The sequence below is a fragment of the Bacillus sp. FSL W8-0640 genome, assembly GCF_038007725.1.
Taxonomy (GTDB): Bacteria; Bacillota; Bacilli; order Bacillales; family Bacillaceae_G; genus Bacillus_A; species Bacillus_A cereus.
On record NZ_JBBOXT010000001.1, the window covers coordinates 3,870,235 to 3,896,334 of the forward strand.

Sequence of the window (26,100 nt, forward strand, 5' to 3'; positions counted from 1 at the left end):
TTAAAAAATAGATAATATGATTAAAAATAATATACAATTCGAACATGTAAGAAATAAAGCTTGCTTTCTTACGTGCAATACAAAATATGCTATTACATAGGCTAAATATAGAAATACGAAAAAAAGAATAACTTTATAATGAAACTTATCACCATTCGATAATGTTAATACAGTGGAAAAGCCACTCCATAGTAGTAAATGATAAAATATAACATGTAATATTTTCATGGAACCTTCTCCTTTGACATGCTCTATTTTATTAATATATGGGGGTAAGTTTGAATCAATTACATATTATAGGATGATATATATTACCTTCGAAGTAAGTTAAGCCTGAATCATTTGTTAAAGTATTATATATTCATTCGACAAGTACGTTTAAAGACCTTGCAAGTCATTTGATGAAAATAAAAATAGCCCCTCTCTTACAATAAGAGAAGGGCTATTTACATTACTTAAATTATTTTACAATGTGAATTGGCATTCCAAGAGCAACTTCAGCTGCTTCCATTGTGATTTCACCTAATGTTGGGTGAGCATGGATTGTTTGAGCGATATCTTCAGCTGTCATTCCAGCTTCGATAGCTAAACCAATCTCAGAAATAATATCAGAAGCACCTGCACCTGCAACTTGAGCACCTACAAGAAGACCATCTTCTTTACGTGTTACAAGTTGTAGGAAACCGTCAGTGCTGTTTAATGATAATGCACGACCGTTAGCAGCGAATGGGAACTTAGATACAGTTACAGTCATTCCAGCTTCTTCAGCTTGTTTTTTAGTGTAACCAACAGATGCTAGTTCTGGATCAGTGAAGCATACTGCAGGAATTCCGATGTAATCGATAGCTGATGCATGACCACTAATTGCTTCTACAGCTACTTTACCTTCGTAAGAAGCTTTGTGAGCTAATGGTGGTCCAGGAACGATATCACCGATTGCATAGATGTTTGGTACATTTGTACGACATTGCTCATCGATTTCGATGATGCCGCGGTCAGTCATTTTAACTCCAACTTGCTCAAGACCGATTTCTTGAGTGTTTGGACGACGACCTACAGTTACTAATACGTAATCTGCTTCTACAGTTTGGATTTCACCTTTAACTTCAAAGCTAACTTTTACGCCAGTTTCTGTTTCTTCAACGCCTTTAGCCATAGCTTTTGTATGGATATTTACGTTACCTTTTTTCTGTAGAGCACGTTTAACAACAGAGCTCATAGCTTTTTCGAAACCAGCTAAGATTTCGTCGCCAGCTTCTACTACAGTAACTTCTGTACCGAAGTTAGCATATGCAGTACCTAATTCCATACCGATGTAACCGCCGCCGATTACAACAAGTTTTTTAGGAATTTCAGGTAAGCTTAAAGCACCTGTAGAGTTGATAACACGTTTAGAGTATTTGAATCCTGGAATTTCGATTGGTGTAGAACCAGTTGCAAGAACAGCATTTTTAAACGTATAAGTTTGAGCTGCATCTTCAGTCATAACGCGTAATGTATTAGCATCTACGAAGTAAGCTTCACCGCGAATGATTTCAACTTTGTTACCTTTAAGAAGGCCTTCAACACCGCCAGTTAATTTCTTAACTACGCCGTTTTTCCATTCTTGAACTTTTGTAAAGTCAACTTTTACGTTTTCTGCAGTAATACCCATGTCATCAGAATGCATTGCATTCTCATAACGATGACCTGCATTGATTAACGCTTTTGAAGGAATACATCCAACGTTTAAGCATACGCCACCAAGGTTAGCTTTTTCAATGATTGCTACCTTTTGACCTAATTGTGCTGCACGAATTGCCGCAACGTATCCACCAGGACCTGCACCAACAACGACTGTATCTAATTCAATTGGGAAATCTCCTACTACCATTGTTATTACGCCTCCATTACTAATAATTGTGGGTCATTCAATAGACGTTTAATTTGGTTTAACGCTTTTTGAGCAGTTGCACCGTCAATTAAACGATGGTCAAAGCTTAGAGATAATGCTAATACTGGAGCTGCAACGATCTCACCGTTTTTCACAACTGGTTTTTCAGCGATACGGCCGATACCAAGGATTGCTACTTCTGGGTGGTTGATAACTGGAGTGAACCATTGTCCACCTGCAGAACCAATGTTTGTAATTGTGCAAGAAGCACCTTTCATTTCAGCTGGAGCTAGACGACCTTCACGTGCTTTACCAGCAAGATCATTGATCTCGTTAGAGATTGTGAAGATAGACTTACGATCTGTATCTTTAACAACTGGTACTAATAGACCTTTGTCTGTATCAGCTGCGATACCGATGTTGAAGTAATGTTTATGAACTACTTCTTGAGATGCATCGTCTAAAGAAGTGTTTAACATTGGGTATTCACGTAATGCAGATGTTAAAGCTTTAACAACGTACGGAAGGTAAGTTAATTTAATACCTTTGTCAGCTGCTACTGCTTTGAACTTCTTACGGTGAGCAACAAGTTCTGTTACATCTACTTCGTCCATTAATGTTACGTGAGGAGCTGTGTGTTTAGAGTTAACCATTGCTTTCGCAATCGCTTTACGGATACCACTCATTTTCTCACGAGTTTCTGGATATTCACCAGCTGGGATTGGTTGTGCTTTTGGTGCTTCTTCTTTCGCTGCTGCTGGAGTAGCTTCTACTGCTGCTGGAGCCTCAGTTGCTGCTACAGTTTGTCCACCATTTGCAAATGCATCGATGTCAGCTTTTACGATACGGCCATTCTTACCAGTACCAGCTACTTTATGAATGTCTACACCTTTTTCACGAGCGTATTTACGAACAGATGGCATAGCAATTACGCGCTCATTTACTACTTCTGCAGTTGCTGCTGGAGTAGCTTCCGCTGCTGGAGCTTCTACTGCTGCTTCTTCAGCTTTTGGAGCTTCATCATGATCGTCACCTTTAAATTTAAGGTTTTCGTATCCAGGAGCATCAAATTTAATTAATGTATCTCCTACGATTGCAACTGTTCCTTCTTCTACAAGTACTTCAAGTACTTTACCTTTAACAGGAGAAGGGATTTCTACTACTGCTTTATCATTTTGTACTTCAAGAAGTACATCGTCTTCGTTTACTTCATCGCCTGGTTTAATAAACCATTTTACGATTTCACCTTCGTGGATACCTTCACCGATATCTGGTAGTTTAAATTCAAATGCCACGGAATTCAGCCCCCTGATTCATTTCATTATTATGGAATATGTACAAAAGAAACCAGCATGTGCTGATTTCTTTTGCACATGAAAAGCTAAAAATTAGAAGTTCATTACTTTGTTTACAGCTTCAACAATATCTTTGTGGTTTGGTAACCATACGCTCTCTGCTTGAGAGAATGGGAATACTGTATCAGCAGCTGCAACACGTACAACTGGAGCTTCTAAGTTTAAGATTGCACGGTCGTTAATTTCCGCTACAACGTTAGCTGCAATACCAGCTTGTTTTTGAGCTTCTTGAACTACAACTACGCGACCTGTTTTTTCAACAGAAGCGATGATTGTTTCGATATCTAATGGTTGAACTGTACGTAAGTCAACAACCTCTAAAGAGATACCTTCTTTTTCAAGTTCTTCAGCAGCTTTTAATGCAGCGTGAACCATAGCACCGTAAGCGATAACAGATACATCTGTACCTTCACGTTTGATATCAGCTTTACCTAAATCAATTGTGTAATCACCTTCTGGTACCTCTTGACGGAATGAACGGTACAATTTCATATGCTCTAAGTAGATAACTGGATCGTTGTCACGAATCGCAGAGATTAAAAGACCTTTAGCATCGTATGGAGTAGATGGAATAACAACTTTTAGACCAGGTTGTTGAGCCACTAATCCTTCTAAGCTATCAGCATGTAGTTCAGGAGTATGAACACCACCACCGAATGGAGAACGAACTGTTACTGGAGCAGTCCAACGTCCACCAGAACGGTAACGCATACGAGCTAATTGACCAGAAATTGAATCCATTACTTCATAAACGAAACCGAAGAATTGGATTTCTGGAACTGGACGGAATCCTTCAAGTGCAAGACCAACTGCAAGTCCACCAATACCAGACTCTGCAAGTGGAGTATCCATTACACGATCTTCACCAAATTCAGCTTGTAAACCTTCAGTAGCACGGAATACACCGCCGTTTACACCAACGTCTTCACCAAATACAAGTACGTTAGGGTCATTTTTCATTTCAACGCGTAAAGCATCAGTGATTGCTTGAATCATTGTCATTTGAGCCATGGCTTACTTCGACTCCTTTTCTTTGTAGATTTCATATTGTTCAGCTAAGTTGTAAGGCATTTTTTCGTACATGATTTCCATTAAATCAGTTACTTTTTGTTTTGGAGCTTGGTCAGCCTTAGCAATTGCTTGTTTGATATCTTCTTTTGCTTCTTCGATTACTGTCTCTTCAACTTCTTGAGACCATAGGCCTTTAGCTTCTAAGAACTTACGGAAGCGTACGATTGGGTCTTTTTGTTCCCATTCGTTTTCGATATCTTTTGTACGGTAACGAGTTGGGTCATCACCAGCCATTGTATGTGGACCGTAACGGAATGTTAAAGTCTCGATTAAAGTAGGGCCTTCGCCATTTACTGCGCGCTCACGAGCAAAAGCAGTTGCTGCGTATACAGCTAATGGATCCATACCGTCTACTTGAATTCCGTAAATACCTGCTGCTACTGCTTTTTGTGCTACAGTTTTAGCTGCAGATTGCTTTTCTACTGGAGTAGAGATTGCATAACGGTTGTTTTGAACAACGAAGATTGCTGGAGCTTTGAATGCACCTGCAAAGTTCATACCTTCGTAGAAGTCACCTTGTGAAGCACCACCGTCACCAGTGTAAGTAATTGCAACAGATTTTTTACCACGTAGTTTCATACCTAACGCAACACCAGCAGTTTGGATGATTTGCGCACCGATAATAATCTGTGGAGCTAATGCATTTACATTCTCAGGCATTTGGTTACCCATGAAGTGTCCACGAGAGAATAAGAATGCTTGGTATAATGGTAATCCGTGCCATACTAATTGTGGTACATCACGGTATCCTGGTAAGATGAAGTCTTCTGCTTCAAGTGCGAAATGACTTGCTAATTGAGAAGCTTCTTGTCCAGCTGTAGGTGCGTAGAAACCTAAACGTCCTTGACGGTTTAAAGAAATAGAACGTTGATCTAATACGCGAGTATACACCATACGACGCATTAATTCTTTTAATTGATCATCAGATAATTCAGGCATAGCTGCTTCATTCACAACTTCACCGTTTTCATTTAAAATTTGTAATGTTTCAAATTGAGCTGCGATAGCTTTCATTTGCTCATCAACATTAAATAGGGTCTTTTTTGTTTTAGTACCCATTCCGTTCACCTCTTCCTCTCTTGAACCATATTCTGAAACGCTTTCACTGGCTATTTTCCAGTTTAAAAAGCGCAACGATGTAAACCAACATGTTTGTATGTCGGTTGAGAATAATTTTGTGTACCTAACAATCTGTACTAATGTTTTTTCAGAAACATATTAATACAATCTTGATCACGTTTTTTAGTTTACAACTATTCTAATTACGATGTCAATTACTTTGAATACGTTTTTTTATAAATAATATGCAGGTTTCTACTACACAAACGTGTTTTTATTTTTTACATCTGTATTAGTAAGCATTGACCTACTGTTATATTATTCCCTTTTTCACTTATTTTTTCTCTTAGAATAATATGTAAACGATTTAATTCTCTTTAGTTTTTCTCTCTTCGTAACAAAAATATACAAACTACTCTTCCTTTTTTAGGTAAATACCTATACATTTCTACCCTCTCTTCCATACATTATAGTAACCGCAGTATTAGCGGGAAATGATAAAGGAGGTCATCTCATGTACGGATACTCATATTGCTATCCAACTTGTTCATATCCTTCCTACGGTTATGGCGGTTCTTGTGGCGGGTCTGGACGCGGCTTCGCCTTAATCGTTGTGTTGTTTATTCTTTTAATTATCGTTGGTGCTGCTTGCATTCGCTAATGTAAAACGAAACAACTATGGAAAGAAAAAGACGGCTTTGCCGTCTTTTTCTTTTTATCACATACATAACTACTCTATAATAGAACAATTTCCAAAATGCCTTCCCTTTCTTGCCGATGACTTTTTCCATCTCCTTTGGTAGACTAAAGAGGAAAGGAGAGATTACATATGCTTACAATGAAAGATGTTATTCGCGAAGGAGATCCTATTTTGCGCAACGTTGCAGAAGAGGTGTCATTACCGGCAAGCGAAGAAGATACAACTACCTTAAAAGAAATGATTGAATTCGTAATAAATAGCCAAGATCCTGAAATGGCTGAAAAATATAGTTTACGCCCTGGAATCGGATTAGCGGCTCCGCAAATCGGTGTTTCAAAAAAAATGATTGCAGTTCATGTAACCGATGCGGATGGTACATTATATAGCCATGCATTATTCAATCCAAAAATCATTAGCCATTCTGTTGAACGTACATATTTACAGGGTGGTGAAGGCTGTCTGTCTGTAGACCGCGAAGTACCTGGTTATGTTCCTCGTTATACAAGAATTACAGTAAAAGCAACTTCTATTAACGGAGAAGAAGTAAAATTGCGTTTAAAAGGTTTACCAGCAATCGTATTCCAACACGAGATTGATCATTTAAATGGCGTTATGTTCTATGACCATATCAATAAAGAAAATCCTTTTGCCGCTCCTGATGATTCCAAACCTCTAGAGCGATAATAATAAAAAGGCGGAAGTTAATCTTCCGCCTTTTTATTATGAAATGGGTTCCATATTCACTTATAACAATCCAGCCCACTTTAGTCCATGATATATACCGTCTTCATTAACATCCTTTGTCACATGATTTGCAAGTTTTTTCAAGTCTTCATGGCCATTTCCCATCACAATACCTGTGCCAACGGCTTCGATCATTTCTAAATCATTTAAGCCATCTCCAAATGCATACACTTGATCACGATTAAAACCTAACTTTTCAATGTATTTCTCAATTCCTTTTGCCTTAGAACCACCATTCGGAATGATATCCATTGAATATGCATGCCAACGAATAAAATGAAAATCTGGATAATGATTAATAAACTTTTCCTCTTCATTTACTTCACAAAAAAGTAGTGTTTGATAAATATTACGTTCCTCATAAAAATTAGGCTCATATGCTGGATGCTCAAAGTTTAAGCTTCCAAAGCCTTCTTTCACATAATCATGATATTCCACTGATGCTCTCATATCTTGATGGTCAAGATATACAAGTGGATATCCTTCTTGTTTTGCAAACTGAGTAAACCTATGTAAAGCATCTGGATGTAACGGATTATTAAATATTACCTCATCTTCAAAGACAACATATTGTCCATTAAAACTAACATAATTATGTATATTAAGTTCCCTGCGAATATCTTCGAACATAAATGGCGCGCGCCCTGTCGCAATTGCTACATGTACACCTTTTTCTTGTAACTGTTTTACTGCATCTCGTGTAGATTGCGGAATTTTTTTATCATGATCTAATAATGTTCCATCAATATCAAAAAAGACAATTTTATCATTCATTTGTCAAAATCCTTTCTGGGACTCTATATTCCTATTTTGAATATCACTTTTCAAATTCTAAAAAAAAGTATAACATATTAAACATCTGTGAAGAAAGCGTTCCCTTTCTGACCTTATTTGTAAACTTTGCATATATATATTAGTAAAACATGTAGATACTTGTTCGGATGAATTTTCTTTTCCATTCTTCCTCATACTATACCTATAACTAACGGCTACTGATCGTTACTATAGAATAACTTTCACTGTATGGGAAAGGACAAGATTCACCATTCACTTTTGTCCTATCTCTTATATCAGAGATAGAGTTTTCACTAGTAATAGGCATGTTTAAAATAGGGAAAGGAAGGAGTAATCATGCTGAAGAAGCTGAAGAAAAAGCTCAAGCGTTATTTAAACGGTCTAGTCCGTAAAAAGACAATCGCTTAAATTGTGCCCATTTCGGGCTTTTTCTTCATTCTCATTCGAAAAAACATGAAAATCGTGACTGTTTGCTTTATAATAAGTAACAGATAATGCAAAACATAGACAAGGAGAGGTTTTCCAAATGATTTTTAAAGTATTTTATCAAGAAAAATTAACTGAGGTTCCAGTACGTGAAAATACAAAAGTTTTATATTTAGAGGCTACGTCTGAAAAGGATGTTCGTACAAAGTTAAATAAGTTCGCATATAATATCGAGTTTGTTCAGTCTGTTACTGGCGCTCATCTTGAATATGAAAAAGAAAACGCTGATTTAACATTAGCGGAAATCGTATAGCGATATGAAATTTCTAAAAAACGACCAAGTTGCTGTATTTGCTCTCGGTGGGCTTGGTGAAATCGGTAAAAATACATACGCTGTTCAATTTCAAGATGAAATTATTATAATTGATGCTGGAATTAAATTTCCAGAGGACGAACTTCTCGGGATCGATTATGTAATACCAGACTACACTTATTTTGTGCGAAACGAAGATAAAATTAAAGGGTTATTCATTACACATGGTCACGAAGATCATATCGGCGGAATCCCTTACCTATTACGTCAAGTGAACATTCCGATTTACGGCGGAAAATTAGCAATTGCACTCATCAAAAACAAATTAGAAGAACACGGCTTACTTCGTAAAGCAAAACTTTACGAGATTCAAGAAGATGACGTTATTAAATTCAAAAAAACGTCTGTATCCTTCTTCCGTACAACTCACAGTATTCCAGATTCGTACGGCGTTGTTGTGAAAACACCTCAAGGTCAAGTTGTTCATACAGGTGACTTCAAATTTGACTTCACACCAGTTGGTGAACCAGCTGATTTAACAAAAATGGCTGAAATCGGTAAAGATGGCGTACTATGTCTATTATCTGATAGTACGAACAGTGAAGTTCCAAACTTTACTATGTCTGAGCGTCGCGTTGGTGATAGCATTCAAGACATTTTTCGTAAAGTAGAAGGACGGATTATATTCGCAACCTTTGCATCAAATATCCACCGCTTACAACAAGTTGTTGAAGCTGCTGTTGAAAACAACCGTAAAGTAGCTGTGTTTGGTCGAAGTATGGAAGCAGCGATTGAAATTGGACAAAACCTTGGTTATATTCGTTGCCCGAAAGATACATTCATAGATGCATCTCAACTAAACCGCTTACCAGCTAATAAAGTTGTTATTTTATGTACAGGTAGTCAAGGTGAACCGATGGCAGCACTTTCACGTATTGCAAATGGTACACACCGCCAAATTCAAATTATTCCTGGAGATACAGTTGTTTTCTCTTCTTCACCAATTCCAGGAAATACAATTAGCGTAAGTCGTACAATTAACATGTTGTACCGCGCTGGCGCTGATGTAATTCACGGGAAACTTTCAAATATCCATACAAGTGGACACGGTGGACAAGAAGAACAAAAGTTAATGTTACGTCTAATTAAACCGAAGTACTTCATGCCAATTCATGGTGAATATCGTATGCAGCGTATGCACATGAACATAGCAAATGATTGTGGCATCCCTGAAGAAAATTGCTTCATTATGGATAATGGCGATGTTCTTGCTTTACGTTCGGATGAAGCTAGCGTAGCTGGAAAAATCCCATCTGGTTCGGTCTACATTGATGGAAACGGTATTGGAGATATTGGCAATATCGTATTACGCGATCGTCGTATCCTTTCTGAAGAAGGACTTGTAATTGTAGTTGTAAGCATTGATATGAAAGAATTTAAAGTTGCAGCAGGACCTGATATCATCTCACGCGGTTTCGTTTACATGCGTGAAAGCAGCGATTTAATCAATGATGCACAAACATTAATTACAACTCATTTAGAAAAAGTAATGGAGCGTAAAACAACACAATGGTCTGAAATTAAAAATGAAATTACAGACACATTAGCCCCATTCCTATATGAGAAAACGAAACGTCGTCCAATGATTTTACCAATCATTATGGAAATATAAGAAAAAGGACAATGCCATGAAGGCATTGTCCTTTTCTTTTCTCTTATCTTAAAAAGTGTTTAAATCGATCCACTTCATCGTCATGACCAATGACAATTAATATATCTCCTGCTTGAATATTCTCCGTAGCTCGAGGGGATACGATAACTTCTTTGCCTCGTTTAATTGCTACAATATTCAATCCAAACTTCGCACGAATATCTAATTCAATTAAAGAGTGCCCATCAATTTTTTTATTCGCAATAATCTCTACAATACTATGCTCATCTGAAAGCTCAAGGTAGTCTAGCACATTGCTTGATGCAATATTATTAGCAATCCTTTTTCCCATATCACGTTCTGGATGCACAATATGATCTGCACCTATTTTACTTAACACTTTTTCATGATAATCATTTTGAGCTTTTACAGTAATATTTTTTACACCCAACTCTTTCAAAATCAAAGTCGTTAAAATACTTGAATTTAAATTATCTCCAATAGCAACGACTACGTGATCAAAATTTCGAATACCAAGGCTTTTTAATACCATCTCATCTGTTGAATCTGCAATTACAGCATGCGAAGCTATATTTGCAAATTCATTAATTTTATCCTCATCTGAATCGATTGCCATTACTTCCATACCTAATTGAGCTAGTTCTCGGCAAATACTTCCACCAAAGCGACCAAGTCCAATGACAGCAAATTCTTTTTCTTTCTCACCCACAAGAATTCCTCCAATAACTTCAAGTACTATTTATTTTCAGTGTAACACACTTTATATGCGTCACAAAAACTATGATTAGCTCTTATTTTTGTTTTTGTATATAAAAATATTGTTGCAAGTAAAAAGCGATACCAACAAGTAGCATAGCAAATACAAATATATTTCCAAAAGAACTAAATGTTTCAAAAACGAATAATAATGTTTCTTGACCAAAAAAGGCAAATAGAAGCTGTGTGAATGCAAATAACAACGCCCATATGTAATGATGTTGATGGAATAAATAATGCGTTGCACCTAAAAAAGCAATAAACGAAAAGATAAAGATCCACCAATTTTCTAAAAATAGTTGCCAATTAGAAAATTGATATCCATTTACTAATATTGCAATAAGCGCGATAACTGCCATCGTCGGCACACTCCAAAATAATGCCCGTCCTCTAAAGAAACGAGTGCCTTTAACATCTCCTTTTTCATGTGCAATATATGTTAGTACTACTGTGCTTATATACAAAACAGAAAGAATTGTTAAAACAATAATAAGCCAAAAATGTAATTGATAATATTCATGCTCTATATTTGTCACGATTGCAGCTAACATGCACGGAATTAACATTCCCGTCCAACCATCTACTTTTCTTTCATTCCAAAAGACCGTATTACCAATCCTTATTCCTAACAACATAAAAATAATGATACCCAATACAAATAACGTAGTTTTATTCCCTACTAAACTCGTTGAGAAAGCAATTAATCCAATAAATAAAAAGAGCACAAACCCATTCATAATTTCTAGTACAGGTGATAAATATCTCTTCACCCATTTGTATGTTTCGTCATATTCATTATTATCTACTAGACGATAGGCATAAAAACTTATCCCAAAATAAACCGCCGCAATAATAACATACGCATATAAGACGAAACATAAAATCGCACTGCTAATTTGCACGTAATTCCCCACCCTTTTTTCTATGTTTCACATTGATTTTACACACTTTTCATACTAAAAGTAAACATATATAAGTTAGTCAAATAATTAATAATGAGCAGTGGCTAAACCCCCTGCTCATTATTAAAACAGTACAATTAACTTTAATTCTTCCATTTGTATGTAAATGTCTAAAATCAATCTATACGAGCGTTACTTACACCTCAGAACAAAAAGTTTTTTGGAACCTTCAAGAGAGCGGAAGTTTTATTTTCTATTCCCTTTCCACTTTACATATTGGCTTAAAAATGTGATTGCCTTTTCAATCACTTCTTCGTCTGGTTTTAATTTTGCATGATGTAAACCATATTCTGAATTTACTCCAAGCCAAAACATAAATCCAGGGATTTCTCGAAGCATATAACCAAAATCTTCACCCGTCATTGCCTCAGTACATGTAATAACATTCATATCAGTTTGTTTATGTACAAATTCCATAAACTCTCTCGTTAACTCTTCATGGTTATATACTTGATGATACATTGCTCCGTAATCTATAATCGCCTCACACTGGAAAGAAGCTTCGATACCTGCAACAATTGACTCAATTCTGCTTTTCACACGCTTCATTGATTCCACTGATAATGTTCGAATCGTTCCTTCTAAACGAGATTTTTCTGCAATAATATTTTGAACCGTACCACCTGTAATTTTCCCGATTGTAATTACTGCACTATCAAGAGGATTTACATTGCGACTAATAACGGATTGAAGCTGTGTAACAAGGTGACTCGCTGCAACAATCATGTCATTTGCAGTATGCGGATAGGCAGCATGGCCACCTTTCCCTTTTAAATCAATAAATAATTCTGAAGTATTGGCAAATAACAGTCCTTCTTTCGTTGCAATTGTCCCCACAGCGTATTCTGGTGCAATATGAAGACCAAGAATTATATTTGGTTTCCATTCTTTTAACTCTTCACTTTCTAACATAGGAAGAGCACCGCCTGGTCCTTCTTCTGCTGGCTGGAATAGAAATACAAGGTCATCATCTATTCTTTCGCTCACAGCTTTCGTTAGAAGGCCTAAACCGATTGTTGTATGTACATCATGGCCACATGCATGCATCATTCCTTCATGAATAGAAGCAAACTCGTATCCAGTTTCCTCTGTAATTGGTAAACCGTCTATATCTGCACGATAACCTATTATTTTTTCGGGATTTTTTCCATTTACTTTAACGATTACACCCGTTTTCCATGTCTTCACTTCCACAAATTCATGAGAAAGTGTTCCTATATAATCTAAAATATACTGTTGTGTTTTCCATTCCTTAAATCCGATTTCTGGAATTCTATGTAAATCTCTACGAATTTGGATAAATTTGCTTACTGTCATTTTTGCACCTCTATCTATAAAAAGCGTAAGAGCCCATTTACGCTCTTACGCTTTTTTTACTTTTTATTTCTCTGGGTTTAATTGACGAAGCTCTTGTTTAATTTCTGTTTTTGCTTTTGTCTTCTCATCAATTTCTTTAATTACACGTGCTGGAGTACCTGCAACAACTGTGTATGGAGGCACATCTTCTGTTACAACAGCTCCTGCTGCTACGACTGCACCTTTCCCTACTGTAACACCCTCTAAAACAACCACGTTTGCACCGATTACTACATCATCTTCAACGATAACTGGTTTTGCAGAAGGTGGCTCAATAACACCTGCAAGTACAGCACCTGCACCTACGTGACAGTTTTTACCGACTGTTGCACGTCCACCAAGTACTGCGTTCATGTCGATCATAGAACCTTCACCAATTACAGCACCAATGTTAATTGTTGCATTCATCATAATTACAGCGTTGTCACCAATTTCAACATGGTCACGAATAATAGCACCTGGCTCGATGCGAGCTTTAATACCTTTTAAATCAAGCATCGGGATTGCAGAATTACGACGATCGTTTTCTACAACGTAGTCAACGATGTGCTTATTATTCTCATCAAGAATTGTCTTAATTTCAGACCATTCTCCGAATAATACACCTGACTTTTTATTCACAAATGCTTGTACTGTTTCAGGGAATGTTACTTCTTTTAAATCCCCTTTTATGTATACCTTTACAGGAGTTTTCTTTTCACTTTTTTGAATAAACGAAATAATTTCGTTAGCGTCCATCATTTTCATTCTTGTTGCCTCCTAAATCCATTTATAATGTTACTCTACCAAACGAAAGAGCGAGTAGCAAGATAATAATCTTATTTTTCCCTTTGAATTTCTTCTATAATTTCTAAAAATGCTTGTACTTGCTTCAACTGCCTTGCCGAGTCACTTGTTAACAACCATGTTTCTCTCGTCAGTTGAACAGGTGTTTTATACATATTTTCCTGTACTTCCTTTAAAACAGTAGAAGGTAAAAGGGCATAACCTATACCATTTAAAACAAGTTGTTTACATGTTTCAATTTGGTCAACTACAATCGTTCGCTTAGGCGGATTAGAAAATAAACCATACCACCAATTTTGTATTTGTCCATAATAAGTCGAATCACTTTTAAATTGAATGAACGGCCTATTTGTTTCTTTTAACATCGAAATATCTTTTATTTCTTTATCAACTAAATACAGTTCATCTTCAAATAATTGTTGCTTCTGACCTTTATATTCTTGTGTTCCCCTCAGTATAGCAACATGAACGTCTCCTTCATAAAACTGCTTTTGCACTTCACTACTCCATCCAGTAAACAGCGATATCTTGACAGAAGGATATTTATGCACAAACTTTTTCAAAACAGGAGGGAGCCAATATTGACCAATAACTGATGCAACAGCTATTTTTAACGTTCCATGAGTTTCCGTTCTGAAAACAGCTAGCTCACTTTTTATATCTTCTTCCCTTTGCAACATTTCTTTAGCATAATTTGCAACTTTTTCCCCTTCAGGTGTAATTGTCAATCCTTTTTGTGAGCGAATAAAAAACTTCATTCCCCATTGTTTCTCCATAGATTGTAATCGTTGACTCAGCGCAGGTTGGGAAACAAATAAACGTTCCGCCGCTTTTCTCATATTTGATTCCTGAGCTAACACAACCATCATTTGAAAATCATCAATTTGCAACTTTCTCCCTCTTTCCTTAGCTTCCATACACCTTATTTCAATAAGCTTTTCATCCTTAATTTACCCGAATGCTTTCATTCAGAAAATACAATTGTCCAGCGCAAACTTTCCTTATGTTTTATGTCTTTTTAAATATAATACATACACAAGTGATATGCACGAAAAAAAAGTGACTTCTTCGTTTCTATGAAGTCACTTTTCTTACGTTATCGATTATGTTGCCTTACTTTCTTATTCAACAATTTTAAAATAGCCCGACGTGTTAAAATCCCCTCAAAATAGCCTTCTTCATTAACAGCGCAAATAAAAGGATGATCAATTGTCATTTCTAAAGCTTTTGCAAATGAATCGTCTAATTTAAGAACAGGTATATCTTCTTTCATCACCTGCTCTACTTTCATATCATCGAGTCTTTCAAACTCAATACGTTCTAATCCTAACATACCATCTAATATCATGGCAGTACTAATCAAACCATGTAGTTTATACATTGGATCTAAGACAGGTATCGCCGAATATCCAGATTTCACAAGAACGAGTAAAGCATGTTCTAAACTATTTCCAATTTGGACATGAGCTACTTTTTCCGATGAAATCATTAAATCCTTCACAAGAATTTGTTGAAATTCGTCTTTCGGAATACTAATCATATTACATCCCCCATTTTCCCTTTTTCCTGCTTATGTTCACAACTCTATTCACATTTTATGACAGCGTTTTCATATTATTATTTTGTCCTAAATTTATTTCAATAAAAATACAATCACACAGCTATTTTAGCATACAGCACAAAAAAAAGACTACCATTCCGGTAGCGCTTAATACCCTTTATTTTTTAATCTGTAAAATAACCTTGTGATTTTTTTATATTGCATCACATCTGTCTGTTTCAAACCATTCTCAATATCTGTAAGTTCCACAGCTAAAATTTCACTTGCGTAATTTTGCTGAAATAAAATATCTAGTAGTAAACTTTCTTCTTCCTTCGTTAAAACAACTTCCCTTTGCATATACCCCTCTCCTTACACTCGCATCGTTACTCTTATTATATAAAAAATTCAACCTATTTAATAGATGTAATATTCAGTTTTTATTAAAAGATATGTAGCAATCGTATACATACAAAAAAAATCATTTCGTATATCGATTTGCATAGCTAAACGCCGCATAAGCATCTGGCTTAATTTTTGCAGTTAATCCCATCGCTCGAATTTTTTCTGTCATATCTAAAATAAATTCTTTTGTTAAACCATCATTCCCAATGTCTAAATGAATTTCCATTATGAATCCAGCCCCATCTTGAGCATAAGGATGCAATAACTCCCATATTGTTTGTATATGAGTAGGCGTAAATAGACATGCGATTTCTTGACTAAACTGCGTTTCTAAATATATTTTCTCACGTAAGGTTGCCGGCTTATCTTTTACTGATCTATGGTGTAAACAGCCCCAGGCACCTTTTCCAACACGATGAATATGGATTGCTGTAATAAACCTCGTATCCTTTTGATGCGCTTGTGAGTCTGTCCCAATGGATAATCGATATAAATTTCGCGGATCCTTTTCAATGAAACTACAAATACGGTTAAAGACCATATCAAAATTTAAATGTCTCTCTGAAACATTGTAAAATTTATGTGCACCGTCCACAGAGTCACGTCCTTTCAATTAGACAGACTTTTCGTATTCTCATTGTATGGGACAAAAACTAAAATTATAACTTCCTATCCTTTATTCGTTTCAATATTTCGAATTACAAAGTGACAAACTTGGCACGTATAAATTACATTTTGATTAGATTGAGCCGTTAATACATGAATAATCTCAGCAGAACTTTGACAATTAGGACAAATCACAACTGGTAAACGTTCCATACGATAACCTCCTAGTTATATTTCTCCCGCTATTTGCAGAACCCAGCGATTGTGAGAAGTTTAGCTTCACATATTCACCCGGTTGACGGGACTCATTTTCCACATGGATAAGCAAACTTGCACGGATTAAAATTTCATTTTAATACCATTGTAGGAAAAATAAAAAACTTCTATACATTCCACTAGAAAGTAATAGAACTAAAAAAGGTACTGCCACATGGCAGTACCTTTTTTATATGTATCAAGAAATGATATCGTAAATCTCAATTGCAACCATGTCGATATTATCGAATTGATACACTTGAGGTTTTTCACCTTGTTGATACACTTCTAACTCATACATTTCACTTTTATCGAAAAATTTCACGCTACATTTGCGCTCACCGTTCACTTCAAAATAGCGTTGTGCTACTTCACCGCTTTCAGCTTGTTCTTGTAGACTAACAAGTCGAGTTAAAATTCCTTGGAGTAGAGACATGAAATCTCTCCTTTCTCTGATCTTCCTACCAATAGGTTTTACAGCTATACTCATTCTATCCGTCATAACAGAAAAAATGTTCCACACTCTAGGATAAAGGTTATTGGCCAGAAACTCAACTAAAAATTTGTCGAAATGCGAAGAAAAAAACAGAAAGAACATATTTCCCCTTCTTTATTGCGGTTTTTATACTGGAAGAATATAATAAAAAACAGAAAAAAGGAGGAATAACAATGAAAAAAATTGAGGTTTATACACAACCCGATTGTCCGCCCTGTGTTATTGTGAAAGAATTTTTGAAGCATAATAACGTTGCATATGAAGAATTTGACGTAAAAAAAGACGCTGCTGCTCGCAATCGTCTTTTATACGACTATGATTCTTATTCAACTCCAACAGTCGTAATTGATGGCGAAGTAGTTGCAGGGTTTCAAATTGAAAAGTTACAACAACTACTCAATATAGAATAGGAATAGGTAAATACCTATTCCTATTCTTATCCCGCTATTTGTGGGTAGTAAAACTCCTACCCCAAATTTAGCTACAGCAAAGAAGTTAGATGGAAGAGTAATCCCTCCCACTGATTAAAAGTTTCACTTTATAATTGTTGCAACCTTTTTATTTCAGTTAAAAGTTCCTGACTTTCATGATATCCTGCTAGCTTCCATTTATCTTGATCCCTTTTCAATGTTACAATTTGATACTGTCCACTTTTTGTCCGCTCATATACATATAAATTTTTATGTTCTTCATCATACGACATTTTCGTTTCTGAATTAAAAGAAAACGGTGCTTCTTTTGCCGGAAGTAAATATTCACCACTTTGTTTATCACTTCTGCTATTTTCATCTGTAAATACTTGAAGGAAATTATCTGTAAAATACGGTGATAACGTCTCTATCATCTTATTCATCGGCAAATGCTTCCCACGAATTGAAAACTGGGTTTCATAGCCTTTTTGTATCGTTGTAAATACTTCTTTCCGATCGACTTCCACTTCCTCTTTTCCTAAAACAGTCGTAACACTATAACCAACTAGAAAGGCAACACATACAAATAGAACAAGCCATATTCCATATTTCCTCATTTTTTCACCTTCCTTTTAAAAGAACTTGTCTTTGTAGTATTCATTGTAACAATGATTATGCAAAGACAGGACAGATTTCGTTCGTAAAATCTTTACAACGATAGACAGCATTTTCATCACCATTTTCACTATTACCAATTTATGATAAAAACAAACAAAAAATGCACGAATCTCTTCGTGCATTAAAATAAAACATCTTCTTCATATAAATATTCATAAGATAAATCTATAAATAAAAAGTTGTCATCATCAATCGGGAAAGAAAATGTTCGTACCATTTCTCCCGTTTCAATATCTGCATATAAATCTGAAAGCCTCGCCTTATTCTCAAAACGCATTTTCATGATATTCTCGAGAAAATACGGGCGCCAACTCCAGTTCTTCATATAATAATCCGGCATCACAATCCATTCTCCATCTTTTTTCATAACATTTCCTGATTGTTGGAAACCATCTTCATTACAAATAAATATACGAAAACTACACTGTGATACACTTTGACTAAATTGTAATAACCAATCATTTATATCTTCATTCTTTTTTTGTTTTGATAAAACATCGCCAATGCGATCGCGTAACATCTCTGTTAAATTATAAATTTTTTGTAACTTCTTCTTTTCATGCTGAATAAACTGATGACATTCATTACCTAGTCGCTCTTTCAAAACATTCGTTTCAATAAAATCAGGTAAACATTCTTTCAAATAATTACCTTGATAATATCTTCCGCCGTTCTTCCAAGCATATTGCAGTTGATAAAAAGCATCTATTTCTTCATATAACAAAGTTGCACCAATTCTTCTAGCAAGTAATGATAAAGAATATAAAATATCTTGATAAGATTGTAAAAGTGCTGTTTGCCTTAAGTTCGTTAAATCTACTTTTAAAATATCAGGTGCTAACACGCTAATACGCTCTAAATTACTTGTGCCCGTTCCGACTTTATTAATCGAAATTTGAATACCATATGTACGATAATACATAAGCAAATGATTAAATTGCTCTATATCTTCTTTACATTCATGTTCTGTAATCTCTAAAACAATTTGTTTTAAATTTAAACCTTGTTCTTCATACCTCAATAAAAGTTGAAGCAAGCTTTCATCATCATCATTCATTAATACATTAGCATTCCGATGTATAAATAATAATAATTTTTGATCGCTTTCTAAATAACGATTTAAAGCTTTTTCTACTATAATATTATCCGCTTCCAGTTGAAATTCACTTGGAATCGAATCATCGTGAAAGAAAGAAGCTAAACTTTGTATGCCCTCTTCTGTTTGAATACGTCCTACTACTTCGTATCCAATTACAGTATGCTCATCAGCACTAAAAATAGCTTGATAATAAGGAAGGACTTTATCCAAGTTACTCATTACATCTAATGCATCTATCAACGTGCTTCCCTCCCTTTACTTTTCAAAAATTATAACATGATATTTACGGAAAAATAATAAAAAATCCCTTCAGTTTTCCTGAAGGGATTAGAGGGGTAAAATGCTAAGGGGAATTAGCAATTCTACTATGAAGAAAAAAGAGGTCTTAAATATAACGTATATATGACCTCTTGTAAACACTTTTCTTTCATATGTCACAATTCCGTCACATTTAGCCATAAAAAAATGAATCAAATATTCATTTTTTTATCCCTTTTAAAATGGATATTGATGTAAATGTTGTCCTCCATCCATTGTCATGCAAGTTCCATTTATGTACGCAGCTTCATCTGAACATAAATAATAAGCTAGACCAGCGATTTCTTCTGGCGTACCCAGCCTTCCAAGCGGAACACTTTGTATCGTACGTTTAGCCATTTCTTCTGAAATCCATAATTTATCAGCACCGCCCGTACGTTCAATTGGTCCTGGCGCGATAGCGTTAACTCGTATTCCATATTTACGTCCCCACTCAACAGCGAGCGTCTTCGTCATCGCTAATACTCCTGCCTTCGCTGCAGCCGAATGAATAACTCCTGGACCAGCATCCCATGCATATGTTGCTACCATGTTAATGATATTCCCTTTTATACCTTTTTCAATCCAATATTTTCCGACAGCATGACTACAGTAAAACGTACCGTTTAATACAATATTAATGACTGAATTCCAGCCATTCACAGATAAATCTTCTGCTGGACAAATAAAGTTTCCAGCTGCATTATTTATTAAAACATCAATTCTACCAAACTTCTCATCAATCTGTTCAATCATTTTCTGAATGTCATCCGTATTTCTTACATCCATTTGTACAGGTAATACTTGCCCTGGAAATTGTTCAATTTCCAACTTTGTTTCCTCTAGTTTTTCCTTTGTACGTCCTGTAATAACAACTCGTGCCCCTTCTTTTGCAAAACGAGTCGCCATTCCTTTTCCCATTCCACTCGATCCACCTGTTATAATAACTACCTTTTCTTTCACATACATCCCCTCCAAAAAATGAATACACATTCATTTTATCACTTTATTTAATAGAAATCTTTATATTTTTAAACTTTTCTGATATTTTAGCGTAAAGAACTTTCTTTTTATTCATTTTTTTTCGTAATCTATACTACTTTTTATTATGTAAAGTATATTTTAAATAAACTGAAAGGAGATTTGAGTAGCCTATAAATGGAATGAAAACATTGAGGTATACTCATATTTTTATGAAGCACATTACAAGAAGAAATTTTTTAAAAATTGGTATGCGTACTTGTCTCTATTCATTTATAACCAGTAGCATCGGATACTACTATGCTAAATATATAGAGCCCCATTTCATTTCTTTTACACAGCACACATTAAAATCACAACTCATCCCAAAAAGTTTTCATGGTATGAAAATTCTTCAATTCAGCGATTTACATCTCGGATACTATTTCTCGCTTCAACATTTATCTAAAGTTGTTTCTAAAATTAATGCTGTAAATCCAGATATTGTCCTTTTTACCGGAGATCTCATTGATAATTATCAAACGTATACTGACACTCCTTTCGTTGCATCCATTTTAAAAAATATACAAGCCCCCTTTGGTAAATTCGCTATTTATGGTAACCATGATCACGGTGGATATGGAACTGAATACTATGAGCACATCATGCGTGAATCAGGATTTGAGCTATTGCTCAATAGTGAAAAAAGAATTCATCTAATGGATAATAGTGAAATTTCTATTTTCGGTCTCGATGATATACTATTAGGCAAACCAAAAATAGAGAAAACATTAGAGCATGCACGGCAAAGTACTTATAACATTGTTCTTGTTCACGAACCAGATATCGCGCCCAAAGTTTCTAAATATCCAATCAACTTGCAACTTTCTGGTCATAGTCACGGCGGACAAGTACAAATTCCTTTTTTAGGAGCTATTATTACACCTTCACTCGCCAAAGACTATATTGAAGGCTTCTATACAATTCAGGATTTAACTCTCTATGTCAATCGAGGCCTGGGAAGAACACGTGTCCCATTTCGCTTTATGTCAAAACCTGAAATCACAATTTTCACACTCCAACATTCGTAATAATTCGCCTATTTTCTTACATATCCTTTCTTGTACGCGCTCATCCACGTTTTGTTTACCATATGATAAAAGTGAGTCCAATAAAGGAGGTATGTTCATGTATCCATATTATCAACCAATTCCAGTCCGTTCAGCACCTATTGGTCCAGTAGGCGACTCACGCTTCTTCCCGTTTTTTGGCGTTCCCTTTCTAGCTGGAATTGCTGGTGGATTGCTCGGTGGAGCATTAGCTTTCGGCCCTCGACCATTTTATCCACCTTATCCACCACCTTTCCCGCCGCCAGCACCTTATCCTTGTTACGGTGGACCATGTCAGCAACCATACTATTACTAAGTTAAAATAACGATTCTTTCAAATATTATTCTCTCAACGAGCCATCTCATTACACGCTTATAATAAAACTATTGTTTCTACTCATCCTTCCATTTTTGGAGCATATGAGTAGAAAAAAGTAAAAACCTCTTATTGACATAAGAGGTTTTTACTTTTTTCATTATTCAGCGTCTGTATTTTGATATGCCATCTTAAACAACTTCACTTGGCTATCAATTTCTTCTGTACTACTATTAATAACATAATAGTAATCACCATCTTTATTTTGTTCACGTGTTTTCACATTATCAGCTAATGTAAGCTGTAAAATCGCCTTAATTCGTGCCTTCATTTCAATATCTAATATCGGGAAAGATATTTCCACTCGCTTCTCCATATTTCGCGTCATCAAATCAGCTGAAGATAAATATATTTTCTCCTCCCCATTATGATGGAAATAATAAATACGGCTATGCTCTAAGTATCTTCCAACAACACTAACTACACGAATATTTTCACTTACATTTGGAATGCCAGGTCTTAAACAACATGTCCCTCGAACAATGAGCTCTACCTTTACTCCAGCTTGTGATGCTTCGTACATTTTTTTAATTAATGGTTTATCTGTTAATGAATTCATCTTAGCGATAATATATCCATTTCCATATTGCCTATGATAACGGATTTCTTCATCTATTAAATCTATAAATTGCTCTCTTATATCAAATGGAGCAACCGATAAATGATGAAAATGTGGCTTTGTTGTATAACCACTTAAATAATTAAAGAAATTGGTTGCATCAACCCCAAAGTCTTTTCTTGATGTAATATATCCAAAATCAGTATATAACTTCGCTGTTGCATCATTATAGTTTCCAGTTCCGAGATGTACGAACCTTTCGATTTTTCCGTTTTTTCTTCTTACAACTAATGTAATTTTACTATGTGTTTTCAAGTGACTTACACCGTAAATAACATGACAGCCTGCCTGTTCCAATTCTTTAGCCCAATGAACATTGTTTTCTTCATCAAATCTTGCCTTTAATTCAACTAATACTGTAACTTGTTTTCCCTTTTCAGCCGCTATCTTTAACGCCTGAATAATCGGTGAATCACCACTTACACGATATAACGTTTGTTTAATCGCAAGTACATTCGGATCGTCCGCCGCATCACGGACAAAATCAACTACCGGCTGAAATGATTCAAAAGGATGATGTAATAAAATATCATGCTCAATTGCTTTTTCAAATACATCTTCTTCATCACCTAAATCTTGAGGTGGTTGCGGAATAAGAGCCGGATATACAAGATGTTCATATAAAGGAGCTAGTTTTTTATATAAAGAAAACAAACATGTTAAATCTAATGGACCATCCATTATATATACATCTTCATCTTTTACTTCCAGAACCTCATATAATAACGCTAGTACTCTTTCATCAATGTGTTCTTTCCCAACTTCTAAACGAACAGCAGCCCCCCACTTACGCTTTTTTAATTCTTTTTCAATTACCTTTAATAAATCTCTCGCACCTTCTTCATGAATCGTTAAATCTGCATTGCGTGTAATACGGAAACGAGTAACAGATGATACTGTATATCCCGTAAATAATTTATGAGTAAAGCTACTAATTACGTCTTCTAATAAAATAAATTTATGCTTTTGCCCTTCGCTCGGTAAAATTATGAAGCGCTCAAGTAATGAAGGAACTTGCACAATTCCTAACTTCGTCCTGTTTTCCTCTTCCGCTTGCTTCTCATCATATAAAAGAGTAGCCAAATTCAAACTTTTGTTTAATAACATTGGAAATGGGCGATATGCATCAATAGCTACAGGAGTTAACACCGGAAAAATTTGCTCATCAAAATACTCTTCTATAAATTCTCGCTGCTCTTTCGTCAAATCATTGAATGTTAAACGTTCAATTCCCTCTAACTCAAGCGCTGGTAATACATAATTTTTAAATGTATCATATTGTACTGTCATTAGTGCATGGGCTTTTATCGCAATTTTATTTAATTGCTTTTTTGGTGTTAAGCCAGCTTTATTTTCTGGCTGATTAAATCCAGCACTCACTTGATCCTTTAATCCCGCTACACGTACCATAAAAAATTCATCTAAATTCGAACTAAAAATACTAATAAATTTCAATCTTTCCAAAAGTGGATTATTTGCATCTTGCGCTTCTTGTAAGACACGTTCATTAAATGCTAACCAACTTAACTCTCGATTATTGTAATAAGCTGTATCATTTAAATTTACTGCATTCCCCTTCAATAATTCCATTCTCTTCACACTTCCCCTTGAAACTTTTTCACTATAATTTAGTTACTTTTATTTTAGCAAATTACAATATTATAAAGTGTAAATTTTTTGTAAAGACATCCGTACAACCTAATGTTTTAGTTCAAATAACAAGTTAATATTCGTTTTTAATACTCTTTCTAACTGTTTTTTTTGTTTTTCAGCCTGCACTTTTTCCGCTAATGCCGATTTTTCACATAAAGCTTTAAATGTTAATCCTTCTTCGTTTTCTGTTATAGATATGGTATCAATAAGCGATCGTTGCCTTACATTTAAAGTAGCTGAAAATTGTAAAACAGCTCCTAACAGGCGTATTTTTTTTTGTTCGCTTTTATCAAACCAACCTTCAAATGGAGATAAATGTTGTTTAAATAACATTTTTGATTTATACGATGCAATAAGCGCTAGCCTTACTCGATCTTTATGCATCATGCCATCAATTGTCTTATTCGCTAATAAATAAAACGTATGTAAACGGCTTGCTTCTTCGTCTATATATTTGCCTATATTAAATACTTTCGCTGCTTGATGGAACACTTCCCAGTCTTTTACTGACATAGAAATAAGCCCTATTTCCTCAAGTTGTTTGCAAATTAGTCTTCCATGTTTAATAAGCTGAATAACAAATTCCATGTCCATTTCGTATTCATGTGATAGTAAATGCAGACTTTCTTCAACTACGTTCGGATAATATGAAATCCCCAAATCTTTTGTCAACTCTTCATAGAAAACACCTTCTCTTAACCCTTTTCTACTTAATACAAATGCCGGTGCCTCTATAACATTAACAAGTGTATGAAATACTTCAACCGCTGGAATAATCGTATCTGCTCGATCTTTTGCCAATCCTTCCAATTTCTGAAGTTCTATGAACGACAATTTTTCCAATTCATCTTTTACACTTTCAATATCTTCTTCTTTCATCTTGTATAAATGTAATCCTGCTATAGGATAACATATTAAATTTTGATGGATTTTCACTAAGTTCCTAGCACTACCACCAATTGCAATAAGAGGTAATTTCTTATTGATTAACCATGGTAACGTTCGAAATTGAAACTCTAAATACTGTTGCATTCCCTCTAACTCATCTTTAGTAGGAATATCCCCTTTAATAAATTGTTGCTTTAAAGAAAGTGCCCCGAATGGAAAACTATGGTAATCTAAAATTTCTCTATTTCTAAAGTATGTAACTTCCGTACTTCCCCCGCCGATATCTACCGTTATTCCTTCTGAAAACGATGTAAAATTCATAACCGCCAAGTATCCGTAACGCGCTTCCTCATACTCTGATAATACTCTAAGAGTAAAGTCCGTTTGTCCTTCGACAAGCTTTTTAATTTCCTCTTGATTCTCCGACTGTCTAATTGTTGCTGTTGCAACACAAAGTACATGATGCAACTGATGGAATCTTGTACTTTCTTGAAATTGAAATAATGTCTGTAATAATACTTCTATTCCCTCTTCATTCAACACACCATCAATTAAGTAATTCCTTAACCTAGCAACAACTTTCGTATTTTCAATCTCTTTATAAAAACCTCCATTTTGCTTTTCATAAATAACTAAACGCATTGTATTAGATCCAATATCTATAATGGCATACTGTTGTTTTAATATTTCTTTCAAACTTCTCACTCTTTCATTATCAAATTTCAAAAACATATTCTATTACTATTATACAAAATAGTTGTTTTTTGTAACAATATTGCTTTAATATTGAAAATATATACAATCACTTTTTGCGTATAATAAATACCTATTTTATTTATGG

The 26,100-nt window shown here is 35.2% G+C and carries 28 protein-coding genes; 7 read left to right on the top strand and 21 right to left on the bottom strand.

What is annotated here, in order from left to right:
- From N2V80_RS19840 to pdhA, 5 genes are all read right to left on the bottom strand, one after another.
- Positions 1–228 carry a hypothetical protein gene (locus N2V80_RS19840; protein ID WP_000697469.1) on the bottom strand — a complete coding sequence of 76 codons (228 nt, stop codon included), beginning with the start codon at positions 226–228 and terminating at the stop codon, positions 1–3.
- A 232-nt stretch (positions 229–460) separates the two neighbouring features.
- A complete protein-coding gene (gene lpdA / locus N2V80_RS19845) occupies positions 461–1,873 on the bottom strand; it encodes a dihydrolipoyl dehydrogenase (protein WP_000260104.1) in 1,413 nt (470 codons plus the stop codon).
- Positions 1,874–1,878: 5 nt separating this feature from the next.
- On the bottom strand, positions 1,879–3,168 hold the full coding sequence (gene pdhC, locus N2V80_RS19850) for a pyruvate dehydrogenase complex dihydrolipoyllysine-residue acetyltransferase (protein WP_000863419.1): 1,290 nt from the start codon (positions 3,166–3,168) through the stop codon (positions 1,879–1,881).
- A gap of 93 nt (positions 3,169–3,261) precedes the next feature.
- Positions 3,262–4,239 carry a pyruvate dehydrogenase complex E1 component subunit beta gene (gene pdhB / locus N2V80_RS19855; protein WP_000068168.1) on the bottom strand — a complete coding sequence of 326 codons (978 nt, stop codon included), beginning with the start codon at positions 4,237–4,239 and terminating at the stop codon, positions 3,262–3,264.
- 3 nt (positions 4,240–4,242) lie between these two features.
- Entirely contained in the window at positions 4,243–5,358 is a 1,116-nt protein-coding gene (pdhA, locus tag N2V80_RS19860; protein ID WP_000536895.1) for a pyruvate dehydrogenase E1 component subunit alpha, read from the bottom strand.
- Between the two features lie 514 nt (positions 5,359–5,872).
- Between pdhA and N2V80_RS19865 the strand changes: the two genes are divergently transcribed.
- Both N2V80_RS19865 and def read left to right on the top strand, forming a co-directional pair.
- Positions 5,873–6,019 carry a YjcZ family sporulation protein gene (locus N2V80_RS19865; RefSeq protein ID WP_000274562.1) on the top strand — a complete coding sequence of 49 codons (147 nt, stop codon included), beginning with the start codon at positions 5,873–5,875 and terminating at the stop codon, positions 6,017–6,019.
- Between the two features lie 168 nt (positions 6,020–6,187).
- Positions 6,188–6,742, top strand: a complete 555-nt coding sequence (gene def / locus N2V80_RS19870) for a peptide deformylase (RefSeq protein ID WP_000957048.1) — start codon at positions 6,188–6,190, stop codon at positions 6,740–6,742.
- 60 nt (positions 6,743–6,802) lie between these two features.
- Here def and N2V80_RS19875 read toward each other — a convergent pair whose 3' ends face one another.
- Positions 6,803–7,576: a Cof-type HAD-IIB family hydrolase gene (locus N2V80_RS19875; protein ID WP_000998279.1), complete on the bottom strand. Its 774-nt coding sequence runs from the start codon at positions 7,574–7,576 to the stop codon at positions 6,803–6,805.
- Positions 7,577–8,123: 547 nt separating this feature from the next.
- Here N2V80_RS19875 and N2V80_RS19880 point away from each other — a divergent pair.
- Both N2V80_RS19880 and rnjA read left to right on the top strand, forming a co-directional pair.
- A complete protein-coding gene (locus N2V80_RS19880) occupies positions 8,124–8,336 on the top strand; it encodes a DNA-dependent RNA polymerase subunit epsilon (protein WP_000576435.1) in 213 nt (70 codons plus the stop codon).
- A 4-nt stretch (positions 8,337–8,340) separates the two neighbouring features.
- A complete protein-coding gene (gene rnjA / locus N2V80_RS19885) occupies positions 8,341–10,008 on the top strand; it encodes a ribonuclease J1 (RefSeq protein WP_000670377.1) in 1,668 nt (555 codons plus the stop codon).
- 43 nt (positions 10,009–10,051) lie between these two features.
- On the opposite strand, the gene N2V80_RS19890 is transcribed toward rnjA, so the two are convergent.
- The 10 genes from N2V80_RS19890 to N2V80_RS19935 form a co-directional block, all read right to left on the bottom strand.
- Complete coding sequence (locus tag N2V80_RS19890; RefSeq protein ID WP_000504032.1) at positions 10,052–10,717, bottom strand: potassium channel family protein; 666 nt, start codon at positions 10,715–10,717, stop codon at positions 10,052–10,054.
- Between the two features lie 82 nt (positions 10,718–10,799).
- Positions 10,800–11,666, bottom strand: a complete 867-nt coding sequence (locus N2V80_RS19895; protein ID WP_001167321.1) for a cytochrome c oxidase assembly protein — start codon at positions 11,664–11,666, stop codon at positions 10,800–10,802.
- Positions 11,667–11,912: 246 nt separating this feature from the next.
- Positions 11,913–13,043 carry an N-acetyldiaminopimelate deacetylase gene (locus N2V80_RS19900; protein WP_061654440.1) on the bottom strand — a complete coding sequence of 377 codons (1,131 nt, stop codon included), beginning with the start codon at positions 13,041–13,043 and terminating at the stop codon, positions 11,913–11,915.
- A 63-nt stretch (positions 13,044–13,106) separates the two neighbouring features.
- On the bottom strand, positions 13,107–13,829 hold the full coding sequence (dapD, locus tag N2V80_RS19905) for a 2,3,4,5-tetrahydropyridine-2,6-dicarboxylate N-acetyltransferase (RefSeq protein ID WP_000783241.1): 723 nt from the start codon (positions 13,827–13,829) through the stop codon (positions 13,107–13,109).
- Positions 13,830–13,900: 71 nt separating this feature from the next.
- Positions 13,901–14,785, bottom strand: coding sequence for a LysR family transcriptional regulator (locus N2V80_RS19910; RefSeq protein WP_001987174.1), 885 nt, complete (start codon positions 14,783–14,785; stop codon positions 13,901–13,903).
- 179 nt (positions 14,786–14,964) lie between these two features.
- Positions 14,965–15,408, bottom strand: a complete 444-nt coding sequence (cbpB, locus tag N2V80_RS19915; RefSeq protein ID WP_000623579.1) for a cyclic-di-AMP-binding protein CbpB — start codon at positions 15,406–15,408, stop codon at positions 14,965–14,967.
- Between the two features lie 168 nt (positions 15,409–15,576).
- The gene (gene abbA / locus N2V80_RS19920; protein WP_001188692.1) at positions 15,577–15,768 is read right to left on the bottom strand and encodes an antirepressor AbbA; all 192 of its coding nucleotides are present in this window, start codon (positions 15,766–15,768) and stop codon (positions 15,577–15,579) included.
- A 121-nt stretch (positions 15,769–15,889) separates the two neighbouring features.
- Complete coding sequence (locus N2V80_RS19925) at positions 15,890–16,408, bottom strand: ribonuclease H-like YkuK family protein (RefSeq protein ID WP_000348489.1); 519 nt, start codon at positions 16,406–16,408, stop codon at positions 15,890–15,892.
- Between the two features lie 74 nt (positions 16,409–16,482).
- Positions 16,483–16,632, bottom strand: coding sequence for a hypothetical protein (locus tag N2V80_RS19930; protein ID WP_000440540.1), 150 nt, complete (start codon positions 16,630–16,632; stop codon positions 16,483–16,485).
- 241 nt (positions 16,633–16,873) lie between these two features.
- Positions 16,874–17,110 (bottom strand): YkuJ family protein, encoded by a 237-nt coding sequence (locus tag N2V80_RS19935; protein WP_000055151.1) that lies wholly within the window; start codon positions 17,108–17,110, stop codon positions 16,874–16,876.
- A 233-nt stretch (positions 17,111–17,343) separates the two neighbouring features.
- On the opposite strand from N2V80_RS19935, the gene N2V80_RS19940 reads away from it, so the two are divergent.
- A complete protein-coding gene (locus N2V80_RS19940) occupies positions 17,344–17,580 on the top strand; it encodes a glutaredoxin family protein (protein WP_000717875.1) in 237 nt (78 codons plus the stop codon).
- Positions 17,581–17,708: 128 nt separating this feature from the next.
- Here N2V80_RS19940 and N2V80_RS19945 read toward each other — a convergent pair whose 3' ends face one another.
- From N2V80_RS19945 to fadH, 3 genes are all read right to left on the bottom strand, one after another.
- Entirely contained in the window at positions 17,709–18,197 is a 489-nt protein-coding gene (locus tag N2V80_RS19945; RefSeq protein ID WP_001233804.1) for a DUF3993 domain-containing protein, read from the bottom strand.
- A 182-nt stretch (positions 18,198–18,379) separates the two neighbouring features.
- On the bottom strand, positions 18,380–19,597 hold the full coding sequence (locus tag N2V80_RS19950) for an EAL domain-containing protein (protein ID WP_000564306.1): 1,218 nt from the start codon (positions 19,595–19,597) through the stop codon (positions 18,380–18,382).
- Between the two features lie 255 nt (positions 19,598–19,852).
- On the bottom strand, positions 19,853–20,617 hold the full coding sequence (fadH, locus tag N2V80_RS19955; RefSeq protein ID WP_000660913.1) for a 2,4-dienoyl-CoA reductase: 765 nt from the start codon (positions 20,615–20,617) through the stop codon (positions 19,853–19,855).
- Between the two features lie 230 nt (positions 20,618–20,847).
- Here fadH and N2V80_RS19960 point away from each other — a divergent pair, with 230 nt between their 5' ends.
- Positions 20,848–21,705 (top strand): metallophosphoesterase, encoded by an 858-nt coding sequence (locus N2V80_RS19960; protein ID WP_033667426.1) that lies wholly within the window; start codon positions 20,848–20,850, stop codon positions 21,703–21,705.
- Between the two features lie 97 nt (positions 21,706–21,802).
- Complete coding sequence (locus tag N2V80_RS19965; RefSeq protein ID WP_000283738.1) at positions 21,803–22,039, top strand: hypothetical protein; 237 nt, start codon at positions 21,803–21,805, stop codon at positions 22,037–22,039.
- Positions 22,040–22,199: 160 nt separating this feature from the next.
- On the opposite strand, the gene N2V80_RS19970 is transcribed toward N2V80_RS19965, so the two are convergent.
- Together N2V80_RS19970 and N2V80_RS19975 are read right to left on the bottom strand one after the other, a co-directional pair.
- The gene (locus tag N2V80_RS19970) at positions 22,200–24,308 is read right to left on the bottom strand and encodes a polyphosphate kinase (RefSeq protein WP_000421677.1); all 2,109 of its coding nucleotides are present in this window, start codon (positions 24,306–24,308) and stop codon (positions 22,200–22,202) included.
- Between the two features lie 108 nt (positions 24,309–24,416).
- Positions 24,417–25,991: a Ppx/GppA phosphatase family protein gene (locus N2V80_RS19975; RefSeq protein WP_061654442.1), complete on the bottom strand. Its 1,575-nt coding sequence runs from the start codon at positions 25,989–25,991 to the stop codon at positions 24,417–24,419.
- Positions 25,992–26,100 lie beyond the last annotated feature (109 nt).